Origin of the sequence: Noviherbaspirillum phoenicis (assembly GCF_047237965.1) — a bacterium.
GTDB lineage: Bacteria > Pseudomonadota > Gammaproteobacteria > Burkholderiales > Burkholderiaceae_D > Noviherbaspirillum_A.
Genome location: NZ_JBDFLX010000001.1, coordinates 3659543 through 3673379 on the forward strand (window position 1 = coordinate 3659543; position 13837 = coordinate 3673379).

Consider the following 13837-nt stretch of genomic DNA (forward strand, 5'->3'; position numbering starts at 1 on the left):
TAAGGGTAAATATTGTTAGCCAACTAACGATCATGTCGCTTCAGGACGGCTCCTCTCTGAGCCTCATCGCTTTTCACGCGCTGCCAGTGCCTGTCATCTGTTTCGGTGGCTGGGCTACGCCCCCTTTGTCGAGACGCATGACAGGGGCCTGGAGCTGATAATGATGCAAAATAGCAACATCTTCCCATACGTTGCAGCCGCTGTCTTTCCGCCGCGCGGGCGCCTAGATCCTTGCCCTGACTGCGGACAGCGTGGCGCCGCATAGGAAGAGCAGGGCAGCGATGGCCGCGAACAGCGCGGAAATTTCCTGGCTTTTCTTTTCGGCGGAAAGGTTCTGGGCGAGGCGGCTGTAGATCTGCGTCAGGTCGGGCGCCGAGCCGGCATAGAAATAGTCGCCCTTGGTGATTGCCGCCATTTCCTTCAGGGTTTCCTCGTCGGGCACGACCCGGATTTCCGCGCCGTTGGGCAGCGTGACGCGGCCATTCGGCGTGCCTACGCCAACCGTGAAGATGCGCACGCCGGTCTCGGCGGCAATGCGCGCCGCCTCGATCGGATGCACGCCGGTGGTGGCGCTGCCATCGCTCAACAGGACGATCACGGCCGACTTGTACGAGCCCGGCGCCACCGGCTTCGGCGCCGATTCCTCGACGGCGGCGCGATCCCGTTCGGCAAGCAGTGCGCGCGCGCCGCGGCTGTTGCGGTACAGGTCGAACTGCCGCTCCGGAAAGATCGCGCCGAGCGACACCAGCACCGCGGTGCCGATCGCGGTCGAGTTCTGCAGCTGCAGCTGGTCCAGCGCCGCGAGAACGCTTTCGGCGTCGGTGGTGGGCGTCTGCACGACTGCGGCCGTGCTGGCAAACGCCACCAGGCCGATGCGGGTATGGCGCGGCTGCCCGGCGATGAAGCCACGCACGGCCGCCTGGGTTGCCGCCAGCCGGGTCGGCTTCACATCGTCGGCGGCCATGCTGCGCGAGATGTCCAGCGTCAGGATCACGGTGTCATAGGCATAGGGCAGCCGCAGGCTGGCCGCCGGCCTGGCCGCCGCCAGCAGCGCAGCGGCCAGGCCGATGAAGAACAGCAAGGGCGGCAGGTGGCGCCGCAGCGAAGCGCGCGGCCCGATTGCGTCGCGCACCAGCGCCAGATTGGAAAACTGCGCCACCAGCTTCTTGCGGCGGCGCAGCAGCAGCACATAGGCAAGGGCGACTGCGGGCAGTAAAGCCAGCAGCCACAGCATTTCCGGTAGCAGAAAGGTCATGGTGGTCCGATTTGCTTGAGGCGCCGCCATGCAGCCGGCGGACCATGGTCACTGTTTGAAAGCCGAAGGGGGAAAACGGTTCCTGCGACAGCAGCGGTCCTCTTCGCGGGATCGTTGCCAGCTTGCGGATGGTGACCGGGCTGGTCTGCCGGATACGTGGTGCATGAATTGGAATGTAAACCCGATTCGGGAATTTTGCAGGACAGACGAACGGAACCTTGCGTATTGCCTGATGCCGGACCGTTTACTGCTTTAAAAAGCAAAAAGGGGTGGCGATGCAAGGGCGTTCAGAGGAACTACTTTCCCAACCCTCGCCCAGCATGGAAACTGCGCTTCTGCGCCATGAGTCGGAAGTCTTGACGTTGCGCTACCGTATGCTTTTCAAAAAACGTAGACGCGTTGTTGCAGGAATAGAACGATTTTTGAGGGGAAATCCGTATGGGGCCTTGTTGGCTTTTTATCCCATTCGATAATTTTCAGCATCCGGTGAACGATTGCGAAAAAAGCTTTTCAAATCGTACTTTTCCCAAGCTTGTTCAATTGCCAAGGCGCACAGTACGCATAAGAAAGGCATCAACGGCTCTCTATAGCGAAATACTACATAGAACAACATATGTATCGCCGTATATCCTGTTACTGTGGCCCACACGATCAGGGTTGTCCTATTTCTCAGCGCTTTGAAGAAAAGTCCGCTAATTGCGCCAATGACCAGCACGAGAAACTGGGCAAGCCATGCCATACGGACGAGAGATTCAGATTTCGATTGTTCTCCTTTCCCTTCGTGTACCGGTGGCATCCAAAACAAAATTGCTTTCTTTACGCCTAGCTTGAGTGCGTTTGCTGGATGTTCTTTAATCCACTCAAGCGCTAGCTGACCGAGTACCCTGGAAGCGCCCATTTCTCCTTTTTCTTTCCGCAATGTCTCCCATTCCGGTCCAATAGGTGTGTCCTTAACCGAGACGAATAGTCCGTCGGCACTGGGATTATTCCCTATGTAAAGGTTGAAGCCGCTATTGGAATTTACAACGGGCGCACCTATGACCAAATAATTGCGTACTATCCAAGGCGATGCTGTAATAACCGCCAACATCATAATAACGAATAAGCATTTAATCTTGTGGCCTGGTTTTTCCATCACAAAAAAGAGTGCGAGTACCACGGCGCCAGCAATCGACAGCGCGGCGTTTCCAACGAGCGAGAGCAGACCAAGTAGCACCCCACAAAGCATTGCCGTGGAAAACAGGGCTTTCTGCATCAATTTCAACGCGCACCATATGACAGCCAGCATCAACGGCGTCATCAGGTTTTCCTTGGCCAAATACTCGGCGTACACCCATGACGGAATGTAAAGGGCAAACAAACTCGCAGCAATCAAGCCACCCAGTCGGCCTGCGCCTGCCTGGCGTGTCACCATGTAGCAAAGCAGCACGCTAATGGTGCCAAGTAATGCATTAACTAACTGGGCTGCGAGAATATTATTTCCGGTAATGGCGAAAACTGGAGCGAGGATGAGAAGTGGGTAGCCGGCGCTCAGAAATGCCATGTTCACGCCATCAGTCATGCCGGCGCCAGAAATAAAGTTCTGGGCCATCGACTGATAGCCGGCGTAATCGCTCTCCGCCGCTAAATTCAGCGATACCACGGTTATAACGCGCAAACAAAGCGCAACAAGAAGAATGATGAGTAGGTAAAAACGGGGAAATCTGGTTGGCATATACGCGTTGAAAATTAATCTATTGATTTTATGAAAGCTGCTTCAAGTGCGCGCGACAACTGCGACACCGCCAACGATCAATACGATTCCTGCTATTCGGAGGAAGGAAATATTCTCGCCCTGTATCAGGCCGATCAGTGCGGCGAGCACGAAACCGAACCCAACAAGAGGGTACGCTTTGCTGACGTCCCAGCGCGCCAGAACGGCAAGCCATATCATTGCGCCCATCCCATAAAGCATGAAGCCGGCAATGATATAGGGGGACGAAATAAGCGCAACGACCCCTTGAATAGATAGCTTGGCTTCCATCGCCATTCGGATATGACCGCTCGACATTCCTGCTTTCAAGCAGAATTGCGCTGCAACTGAAAAAACGATGCTGATCAACGCTATAAGCAAAACAGTCATATTTGTTTTCATGGCAAAAATGCCGCAAGTAAGGTTACGCCAACCATCCCGCAAACCGTGACCCGGCTGCCAAAATCCTTGAATGCAAAAACAATAGGATCGTCATGCATCTCGCCACGTACTGTCTTGATCCAGAGGCGGCCTGTCCAATAGAGAAGGCCAACCCCGACAAGCCAAAGCAGGCCGGGATGCGCATAATGATTTTCAGCCCTTATCGAACCGATATAAAGGCCAAAAACCACGACGGAACAAAGACTTGCTGCTATGCCTAGTGGATAAAGTACAAACAGGTCTTCAACTTGGTAATCACGACCATGAGCAGCCTGTTTTTTAGATTTGCGCAGGCTGATCAACTCGGCACAACGCTTGACTAGCGCCAAGCTGAAAAACGTGAAAATGCTGAACAGGAAAAGCCAATAAGTCATGCTTAAATCGGAGGCAACCGAACCGGCTAGTACGCGGAACGTGTACAAAAGCGCCAGAGTGATGACATCAATCAGCACGTAACGCTTCAATACCCAGCTGTAAAGAGTGGTAAGCACAACATAGGCAGAAACCATTATCAGCAAGGGGACGGAGATCTGCGCTGCTATTACCAAGGCACTGGTTAATAAAGCCGCCGCCGCCGCGATGCCTTTTGTTATGGGAATTCTTCCGCTGGCAAATGGCCGATTCTTTTTTCTCGGGTGAGCTCGGTCGTTGTCTATGTCCCAGAGGTCATTGCCGATATAGGTTGCAGACGCTGCAAGAGAAAAGGCAATGAATGCAAAAATGGACGCTATAACGGCGTAAGTATTGGAAAAAGCAAAGCCAGTTAATAATGGGACGAAGATCAGCAAGTTCTTCACCCATTGATGACACCTTAGCGCCTGCGCCCAGACTTTCCAATCCAGAGGCGGGGAAGCAAATTCCTTCTCCAGTCTCGTGCGTTCCTTTACCTGGCGCGTAGTGGAGGAACTGGTGTCGACCGTGATTGCCGATTTGGATGCGTGCCATATTGGAATATCTGAGGAGCTATCCCCGGCGTAAACAAATTCCGGTCCAACGAGTTCATTGATGGCATCAAGCTTTTGAGTTCCTTTCAGATTCCTTTTGGCGTCGCTTGCAATCACATGGTCGAAAACGTCAAGGTGGGAGGCGACTGCGTTAGCTATTTTGTGATGGGCGGCGGTAGCCAGAACGATTTTTCTGCCGCGAGCTTTCTCTTCAATAATGTATTCAAGAAGATCTGCACGGTATGGCAAGGAATTTACCCAAAGAGTAGTATTTTCCGCCACAAAATTCTTTAATTCGGCGCGACCCTTGGGGAGGTAATATAAAAGGCAAAGTGCTGTGAAAGGACGAGTTTTGATTAATTGAAGAACGGATTCGATCAAGCTGTCGGTCAGAATCAAAGTGCCGTCCAGATCAACCACTAATGGCGAAGTGGTTGACGGAGAAATGTATGGAATCGCGGATGCTTCAGGCGGGTCAAGTAAAGGGAGTAGAGACAGGTTTTCAAACGCAAGACGGCGCAAATCGGTATCGTCCAAAGAAAAGTTTTCCCCCGTCATATCAAGCGCCTTTCCATGGTTCCGCAATTTTATTAAGGTGACCGATCAATGCTGAAATTACCCCAATTATGTTATCATGAAGAAACATTTCGCGTGAACAATTTAGTTTCAGTTATGTAATTTCGAGAAAAAATTCCAACATCTATTGCTGGATGCGAGACAGCAGTAGTGCGTCAGGCCATGCCTCAAGAATCAGAGCTCATCTGCGTGCTTGATTAGTGAGCCGGGGCCGGCCGTAAAAACCAGGCAGCTGCGCATGCAAACGGTCTGCATGTAAATTATGGAGTCCGCGACCTTGACCACTAAATAGCTGGGTTGCGAGAGCATTTCCATTCTGCTGCTGTGCCTCATCTACTTCAGCAGGGTCGGTTATGAGGTTTTTCAAACCCTGGTTAAAACATGCAGCGTCATATATGGTCGATGCCATAGATCGATGGAAACGAGCATGTCAATTGCGAAACGGACACATTGGCAAGGACTTCCCGCTGGCCGTTTTCTTGCTGATGGCAACTTACACACATCCACCATGGCAACCATGCACCACCATCCGACTGCTCGCTTCCCGCAGCAACGTCCATTGATGCTGCCAGACTTCCCACTGCCGGCACAGCCCAGCATTGTCGTGCTGGCGCCGCATCCGGACGACTTCGACGCCATTTGCATCACGCTCCAGCACTTTCACCAACAGGGCCATGACATTCACCTTGCGGTCCTGACGTCCGGCGCGAACGGCGTTGAAGATGGCTGGCAGGGCGCACACACCGTAGCGGAGAAGGCCGCCCTGCGCGAGGCCGAGCAGCGGGCAAGCTGCGACTTCTTTGGCCTGCCTGCGCAACGCCTGACATTCATGCGCTTGTGGGAAGGCGATGATGCCCAGGCTAGCGAACAGGCCAGCAGCGACGCGCTACGGACCTACCTGCACGCCACGCGTCCCGACCTCGTCTTTCTACCACATGGCAATGACAGCAATCGCACGCACCGTCGCACCTATCAACGCTTTCATGCCATTGCCACTGAAGATGGGCTGCGCCTCCATGCCGCCCTGAATCTCGATGCCAAGACCGTCTCCATGCGTCCAGACCTGTATGCCTATTTCGGCGGAGAGGAAGCCGCATGGAAAGCGCAGCTGCTGCGCTTTCATCGTTCTCAGCAGGAGCGCAACCTGAAGACCAGGGGGCAGGGTTTCGACCAGCGGGTGCTGGAGGTCAACCGGCAGGCCGCTGCGGATGCGGGAGGCCCGATGCCGTATGCGGAAGTGTTTGAGCTACAGGCCTTTGGCCTATAGGCACTTCACAGCACGCTTGTGGGCGCATGCACTTGGGCGGCATCGCCGGGAAGTCCCCGATGGCGTGGCGGCTGGCCGGATTTGTTTGCGATCCGTAGCCTGCCATCGCTTTACTCGGCATGACATCCCCTGTTTCCCTTGGGATCCAGGTTGTCCCATGTCGAGTTTCTTTACAGAAAAGAAATGGTACTGAAAAAGCATGCAGTAAGTGGTTGATTTAAGGAACTAATTTATTTCAGGCACAATTTCTGCTAGGAACTGGAAAGTAAAACTTACCAGGGAGAATAAAATGAATATCTTTGCTAACATCAAACGCAGCCTGGCGATCCTTGCTCTTGCCGCAGCTTCTTTTGCCGCGCCTGCGCATGCGGAACTGTTCCAGGACTTCACTGTTAATCTGAACGGACGGACCATTACCGCTGACAAGATGGTCATGGGCTACCAGGAAATCCTGACCATCGATAGCGCGTCCACGTTCAAGACGTCGGCATTTGCAGCAATGCCTGCTTTTTGGGCCAACGAGGCTAGTCGCCCAGTGGCAACCGATATGAACGTCTACGCAATCTTCACGGCAACCGGTCAGGTTATCGACAATGGCGGCAAGTTTGTCGGAACCTCCGGCAGCATCCAGCTTTATCTGGACCAGGGCGCCTTCACGGAACTCACGCTGCCTGGCGTTGGCGGCGGTGTTGTCAGTGTCGCTAATGGCGACACCGACCTGCTGCTTGCTTCCACTGAGAACTTCCGTTTTGGTTCCGGCTCTCTGCGCCCTGGAAGCATTACTAACGCAAATGGCGATTTTTCGCTGACCTTCGATGACCTGGTGCTGACGGCCGCAGGCGCTGCGTATTTCACTTCTCCTACGCCGTTCTATTCGCAACTGACCATCGATGGCAATTTCAGCAGCACTGAGCCAATCAACCTCAACGGCACAAGCTCGCTCATAACGGGCGCTGCCAATGTGTTCTTCGTGCCAGAGCCCAGCGCAGTGGCGCTGTTCGGCATCGCTTTGCTCGGTCTCGGCATGAGCCGCCGTCGCCGCGCCTGATTCCCAGCGCAAGGCATGTAATGACGATGGGCCAGCATATGCTGGCCCATTTGCTTTTGGCGCCTGCAAACATCAACATATTGCACTCGCCTGAACCGCGCCTGACTCACTGAATGCGCGGGCCGGGAACTGCTTGCCATGCACCCGAATTGCGGAACCGGCGTTCAAGCCGGGAGAATACGCAAGGACATCATGGCGCGGCCCGGCAAGCCGCTCCTGGCCGCACCACTACCATCTCCCTCGCAACGCCAGCCTGCCTGAGGAGGCGCAGTACATTGCCCCCGTTTCTCGTGCTGACGGCGTTTGTGACGCATCAAGGAAATCCACGACGCGCCGCGTAAGGTTCAAACCCTGGGCATGAAGCCTTGAACCGGGGCGTGCAGCCTCGCCAACATGCGAAAGACCATCGGTCCGCCCAGGCAGGGTGCATGACCACTGCCGCCTGCATCCACCTGCCAGCCCGATCATCCGCATATCTCATCCGTAACCACTTCCGTTCATTCGCGAAAGGTGTTGTCATGAATACGAAGAACAAACTGGTATCCGGCGCAACTGCCGTTGCAAGTGTGCTTGCCTTCATGGCTGGTCCATCGGCCCATGCGGGTCCCAGCGTTCCCCTGACCGGCGGATTCTCCTATACCAGCACGCTGGATGCGGCCAAGGACCCCGCATGTCCGCTTGCGGGCATGATGGTAGGCATCGGCAACCTGAGCCATCTCGGCAAGTCGGCTGTCGTCGCCACGGACTGCATCACGCAGGCATATGGGAGCTTCGTCATCCTGCATGGCTCCATCACGGTGACGGCCGCCAATGGCGACAAGCTGACCGCCACCTACACCGGCAGCTTCATTCCGGCGGGCGGCACGCTGCTCCAGACCAGGGATGTCACCTACAGCATCACCGGCGGCACCGGCCGCTTCGAGGGCGCAAGGGGCGCAGGGCGGCTGGAGGGATCGGAGGATATGGCGACGCATCAGGGGGCGCTGAGCGTGGTGGGGACGATTTCGTATTGAGGGAGGGGAGTACAGGTAAAGCGAGTTGGTGTGACTGGCGATAGCAAAAACAAACTGCTTCCCTGCAGATGCTGACAGGCCGGCGCAAAGCCGGCCTGTCAGCAGCATCATCGAATGACTCAGTCGGTAACCGAGAACGACCGGGTAGTAATCAGACCCAGCGGCGTCGTCACCTTCACTGTAAGCAGGCCGCTGCTTACCTGGTTGCTGCAGACATAGCCGGTTGTGGCATCGGTTTGCGTAGCATCGCTCTGCAGCAGCACGGCGTAGGTCCATACGGCTGAACTCGGCTCGGCGGTGTTGGGAACAATGAAGCTCCCTTCGCTCAGAAGCTTGCCGTTGGATACCGTGAATTCGATCTTGGTCCCGGCGGGCAAGATATTGCCGGACAAGGTATTGGGCGCGAAGATCGTTGGATTGGTATCCCTCACCGCGAAGCGGAATGCCTGGGCTGCATTGGCAAAAGCCACGCCGTTCTGGCACTGGCTGAGCGGAAGCAAGTTGCCATCCAGCGGCGTGATCGCTGCCTCGCTGCCCGACAGCACTTGCACCAGCGAGCCACGGACGTGGATCGTGTTGAGACCCGTCGTATTGACACTGGAGGGCGATTTCAGCACGCCGTTATATTGTCCGTCCCCGGTCCGACTCCAAACGGTGTCGGCATTCGAATCAATATAGGTTTCGCCGGGCACCCATGTCGCATTGCCGCTGGACCAGATGTCGTCGATGCCATTCGCATTGGCTCCGCTGATTGCCCGATCATTACGGAAGGGATCGCCTAGATCCTGCTTTGCAGCATCGAACTCATTGGCGTCCACCAGGTTATTGCCGTTGAAGTCGGTGAAGTCCTCCTCGCCCAGCGCATAGGCAAGGATGGTGATGCGTCCATCGGCGGGGCGCGGCTGGGCGGCGCAGAAGCGCACGCTGCATTCGCCCGGCACGCCTTTCTGCCTGATCACGGTGCCATCGGTCAGCGTGGTTTCCGTCAACCCTGTCAGACAGGATGCATCGACGGTGCCGCCTTCGGCCGTGAAGCTGACCGCGGTGCCATCCGGCGCCGGGTTGTTGAAATGGTCAGCCAGCCGCACTGTCACGTTCGAACCTACTGGCGCCGGGCAGCCATCATGGTTCATGCCCTCGACGTTGAAGATCTTGGTGCTGAGCGAAAAGCTGTTCTGGTCAGGCACGCCCGTGGAGACGACGAGCTGGTCGGACAGCGTGGAAATAGTGCCCAGGGTCGCGGTCACACGCACCGGCGTATTGACCGTGCCGGCCGCCACCACGGTGCTTACCGTGCCGTCCGCCCCAGTCGTGGCCGAGGCCGGGCTCAATGTCAGGCCGCCCACAGTCGTGTTGAGGCTGAAGCTGACAACCTGGCCCGAGACCGGGTTGCTGTTCCTGTCGAGCACCTTGAAGGTTACTGTCGACGTCTCCTGGCGTCCGGCGCCGCCCGTGCCCTTCAACGCGATGTTTTGCGGAAGCGCTGAAACGAAGGTCAGCTGTCCGGCAGTGGCAGGCTGCACATTGACCGTGCCAGTTTTGGTGATGGTCGAGCCAGACAGCGTGGTGGACGCGGTGATCACGTCGCTGCCGCCGCATCCCTTGTCGGTGTAGGAGGTGCTGGCCACGCCATTGACGGTGGTGACCGGCGAACTGATGGTGGCCTTACCGGCCGCCACGCAGGGCGAGGTGAAGCTGACCGACTGCGCCGGCGTGAACGCCGTGCTGCCATTAAGCACCGTGACCGCAAGGCTGGCTGTACCCCCAGCCGACAGTGTGGCCGGCGCAATGGCGAGATTGCTGAACGTCAGTGTCGGGAAGGTGACGTTGTAATTGGTCGTGCCTAGGTAGGCTTTGCCATCGACCGTGGTGCTTGCCGTCACGGTGAATGCGCCGGCCTGAGTGCCTGCCGGCAGGCTCACGCGGGCCACGCCGCTGGCATCGGTCATCGCGGTGCCGGAGGAGGGGATGAACACGCCCGTCTTGTCATTGGTGGTAAAGGTTACGACGGCATTGGGCACAGCTGCGCCGGTGCTGGTTTTTACCGCTGCCTGCAGGGTGGCCGGCTGGTCTGGCGATACGGCCTTGGTCGTGCTGCCGGTGCTGCTGGCCATGGAAAGGGTGACGGTAGCCGCGGCTGCAGTCGTGGCTGCCTGCGTCCCGGTGCCCGTGCCGGTGCTGCAGGTGGGCAGGTTCGAACTGCGGCCGGGAAGGCTGTTGCAGCCGTCGCTGCCACCTCCGCCGCCGCAGCCCGCTAGCACTGCCACTGCCGCGCCGATCACAACGAGATCGGCTTTTCTTGACCATCCTGACTTCCCGAACATAAATCCCCCTGGTGTTATGAATGCCGGACCGGCATGGCGGCCCGTTTCTCTGATTTGTTGCCGCTTACTTGCGGCTGTCGCTATAGGCCAGCAGCGGCGCTTCTCCCATCAGCGCCACATGGCCCGCCGCGTCTCGGCCCAGCACCAGTCGCACGTCCTGCGTGCCGGCAATGACGGAGACCGGCTTCATCGTCACGTGGGACGCCATCGCAGTCCTGACCCGCTCGGCTTCCTTCTCGAAGCCGGCGAGGTACTGGATCTCGGTGCTCTGGGTGTTGAACGGCCGCTTGTTGGTGACGCGCACTGCGTGGATGCCGCGCCGTGCCAGCGCGTCACGCATCTTCAGGGCCATGCCGGGCACGCCGTTGCCGTTGGCAACGTCGAAGCGGAAGGCGCGTGGCTGCGGCGGCGTCGCGGTCAGCGACTTGCTCTCCACCACAGCCGCCTTCTGCGTCTTTTCCTCGCGCCGCTCGGCCACCACCGGCTGCGCCGGCTGGCGCTGCCGCAGCTCGATCACATTGGGCAGCAGCTGCACGACTTCCATGCGCGAGGTTGGCGACAGCACTTCAGGCATGGCCGGCTTGGCTACAACCGGCGCGGGTGCGGGCGTCACCAGCGAGGTCGCCTGCCTGGCTGCGGCGAGTGCGGTAGCGGCGGCTTCCTCGGCCGGCTTGCCAGCGGTGTCATTGGCGCCGGCAACTTTTTCCACGATCACATCGGCCAGGCCCAACGCGGCCGTCAGGCGGTCGCGCTTTTCCACCAGGGCGGTTTGCACCAGGCCCAGGTTGTTCAGCGCGCGGGCATTGCCCGGCTCCAGCGCCAGCGCCCTTTCCAGAGAAGGAATGGCGGCATCGGGCTCGCCGCGCAGCAGGTGCACATAGGCCAGGTTGTTATGCAGATAGGCCATGCGCGGATAGTCCTGCACCAGCTGCGTCAGCATGGACAGCGCCTCGTCGAGCTTGCCGTCTTCGGAATTGAGCACCGCCAGCGCATTGCGCGCCTCTATTTGGCGCCGGTCCAGTCCGATCGACTGTTGGTAGGCGGTCCGCGCCCCCGCCTTGTTGCCGCGTGACTGATGGAACTTGCCGAGCTGGTAATAGGTGGCGGCCGTCTGGTCGCCGGAACCGCGCACCTGCAGCAGCGGTTCCATCTTCATCGCGCGCGGCTCGGTGGGCGCCGGCGCGGTGGCGCAGGCCTGCAGCAGGCAGAGCGATGCAACGGCGGCCAGGATAGGGCTGGGTGTTGGCATGATTTCCCCTTTTTTTGTGGTTATTGGCCGCCGCCCATCGTGGGCAGAAGCACGCGGTAGATCTGGATGAACGCAGGCCCCATCAGCACCACCAGCAGCGACGGGAAAATGAAGAAGATCAGCGGGAACAGCAGCTTGAGTGCGATCTTTGCCGCCTGCTCCTCGGCGCGCTGGCGGCGCTTGGTGCGCAGCATCTCGGACTGCACCCGCAGCGAGTCGGCCACGCTGGTGCCGAAACGCTCGGCCTGGATCAGCATCGCCACCAGCGCATCCACGTCGTCCACGCCGGTGCGCAGCGCCAGGTTGCGCAGCGCCTTTTCCTTGCCGCTGCCGGCACGCAGTTCCAGCGTCACCAGCTGCAGTTCCTCGGCCAGCACTTCGCTCTTCAGGCTGATTTCCGTGGCCACCCGCGCCAGCGCGGCATCCATGCCCAGGCCTGCCTCCACGCAGACCGTCATCAGGTCCAGGGCATCGGGGAAGGTTTCGAAGATTTCCCGCTGGCGTCGGGAAATCAGGTTGCGCAGGATGATGTTGGGCAGGTAGTAGCCCAGGCTGGCGGCGAGCAGCAGCCAGAACAGCAGCGCATTGGTGCCGTAGCTGGAGCCCGACGTGCTCAGCGCGATGAACAGCACCGAGGGCAGGGACAGGGCCAGCAGCGTCTTGGCACCGAAGAAGATCGCGGGCGCCGAAGGGCTGCGCAGGCCGGCGTTCATGAAGCGGGTGCGCAGGGCCGAATTTTCCCAGCCTTCCTCTGGCACCGAGAGCCTTGCCAGCGGGCCGGTCAGCTTGATGATACGGGCCAGCCATTCGTTTTCCGTGCTGCCGGGCGCGGGAGTGACAGGGCCGATTACCGCGTCGAGCCGGTCACGCACCGGGTCGCCGGCGAACAGGCGCATGGCCAGCAGGGCGGCGCCCATCACGGCCACGAAGATCATTCCGAGATATACGAGGTGCAGGGTGCTCATGGTGTTTTCACTTTTAAAAAATACGCGTTGTCCTATCTCACACCCGTATCTTGATAATTTTTCGCATCACGACGACGCCGACGAACATCATTACTCCAGCAAAGGCAACCATCTTGCGTCCACCCGGGTCGGTATAAAGTACTGCCAGAAAATTTGGGTTAATTAGCTGCATCATTAGTGCGGCGCCAAAAGGCAAAAGTCCTAGAATCCAGGCCGACATCCTGCCCTCTGCCGACAGCACCCGAACCTGCCCCAGCAGCTTGATGCGGTCGCGTATGATCTTGCTGATGTTTGCCAGCAGCTCGGACAGGTTTCCGCCGGTCTCCCGCTGTATCAGCACCGCGATCACGAAATAGCGCAGGTCGGTGCTGGGCACACGGGTCGCCAGGTTCATCAACGCATCCTGCATCGCAATGCCGAAGTTCACCTCGTCGAACACAATGGCAAACTCGCTGGCCAGCGGCTCGGTTGCTTCATCCGCCACCATCTTCAGCGCGGTCGGAAACGCATGGCCGGCGCGCAGCGCGCGGCCCATCAGGTCCAGCGCGTCAGGCAGCTGCTGGTCGAAGCGGGTAAGGCGCTTGTCGCGGGCGCGCACGACATACAGATAAGGCAGGGCAGCCAGCGCGGCCGCGCCCGCCAGCTTGATCAGCACCGGAATGGCGAACAGGCCCATCAGGAAATAGGTCACCACGAACAGCGCCAGGCTGATGCCAAGCAGGGTCGCCACATTCCATGACAAGCCGGACTGCTGCAGCAGCCGATCAACGGCATGCACGCGCGGCAGCCTCAGCAGCAGGCGCTGCATGGTAGGGCTGTTGCTGAGCAGCCTATCCTTCACGATGGAGACATCGCCGCCTTCGCCGTGCGCGCCGGCTGACAGAATCCGCAGTCGGCGCGCAATGCGGTTCGCCTCCGGCCCCTTGCTGGAATTCCAGGTCAGGTAGGCGCCTTCGATGAACAGCACCACCGCAATGAAGATCAGTGTGCCGAACAGGTAGTAGAGGGTATCCATGGCGCCGG

11 protein-coding genes are annotated in these 13837 nt (G+C 58.5%); 3 read left to right on the forward strand and 8 right to left on the reverse strand.

Features of this window, described 5'->3' with window-relative positions; translation table 11 throughout:
- Positions 1-223: 223 nt before the first annotated feature.
- The 4 genes from ABC383_RS16375 to ABC383_RS16390 form a co-directional block, all read right to left on the reverse strand.
- Entirely contained in the window at positions 224-1255 is a 1032-nt protein-coding gene (locus ABC383_RS16375) for a VWA domain-containing protein (protein ID WP_413015125.1), read from the reverse strand.
- Positions 1256-1712: 457 nt separating this feature from the next.
- Positions 1713-2969, reverse strand: a complete 1257-nt coding sequence (locus ABC383_RS16380) for an ArnT family glycosyltransferase (protein WP_413015126.1) — start codon at positions 2967-2969, stop codon at positions 1713-1715.
- 42 nt (positions 2970-3011) lie between these two features.
- Positions 3012-3389, reverse strand: a complete 378-nt coding sequence (locus tag ABC383_RS16385; protein WP_413015128.1) for a DMT family transporter — start codon at positions 3387-3389, stop codon at positions 3012-3014.
- Positions 3386-4930 carry a UbiA family prenyltransferase gene (locus tag ABC383_RS16390; protein ID WP_413015129.1) on the reverse strand — a complete coding sequence of 515 codons (1545 nt, stop codon included), beginning with the start codon at positions 4928-4930 and terminating at the stop codon, positions 3386-3388. The genes ABC383_RS16385 and ABC383_RS16390 overlap by 4 nt, the downstream gene beginning before the upstream one ends.
- Before the next feature lie 445 nt (positions 4931-5375).
- Here ABC383_RS16390 and ABC383_RS16395 point away from each other — a divergent pair, with 445 nt between their 5' ends.
- The 3 genes from ABC383_RS16395 (at position 5376) to ABC383_RS16405 (ending at position 8276) form a co-directional block, all read left to right on the forward strand.
- Positions 5376-6215: a PIG-L deacetylase family protein gene (locus ABC383_RS16395; RefSeq protein WP_413015130.1), complete on the forward strand. Its 840-nt coding sequence runs from the start codon at positions 5376-5378 to the stop codon at positions 6213-6215.
- A gap of 289 nt (positions 6216-6504) precedes the next feature.
- Complete coding sequence (gene pepA, locus ABC383_RS16400; RefSeq protein ID WP_413015132.1) at positions 6505-7263, forward strand: flocculation-associated PEP-CTERM protein PepA; 759 nt, start codon at positions 6505-6507, stop codon at positions 7261-7263.
- 518 nt (positions 7264-7781) lie between these two features.
- Positions 7782-8276 carry a hypothetical protein gene (locus tag ABC383_RS16405; protein WP_413015134.1) on the forward strand — a complete coding sequence of 165 codons (495 nt, stop codon included), beginning with the start codon at positions 7782-7784 and terminating at the stop codon, positions 8274-8276.
- Positions 8277-8395: 119 nt separating this feature from the next.
- On the opposite strand, the gene ABC383_RS16410 is transcribed toward ABC383_RS16405, so the two are convergent.
- The 4 genes from ABC383_RS16410 to ABC383_RS16425 form a co-directional block, all read right to left on the reverse strand.
- Complete coding sequence (locus ABC383_RS16410) at positions 8396-10543, reverse strand: Ig-like domain-containing protein (RefSeq protein ID WP_413015136.1); 2148 nt, start codon at positions 10541-10543, stop codon at positions 8396-8398.
- 121 nt (positions 10544-10664) lie between these two features.
- Positions 10665-11849 (reverse strand): LytR C-terminal domain-containing protein, encoded by a 1185-nt coding sequence (locus tag ABC383_RS16415; RefSeq protein WP_413015138.1) that lies wholly within the window; start codon positions 11847-11849, stop codon positions 10665-10667.
- 20 nt (positions 11850-11869) lie between these two features.
- Complete coding sequence (locus ABC383_RS16420; RefSeq protein WP_413015140.1) at positions 11870-12814, reverse strand: type II secretion system F family protein; 945 nt, start codon at positions 12812-12814, stop codon at positions 11870-11872.
- 37 nt (positions 12815-12851) lie between these two features.
- Positions 12852-13829, reverse strand: coding sequence for a type II secretion system F family protein (locus ABC383_RS16425; RefSeq protein ID WP_413015141.1), 978 nt, complete (start codon positions 13827-13829; stop codon positions 12852-12854).
- Positions 13830-13837 lie beyond the last annotated feature (8 nt).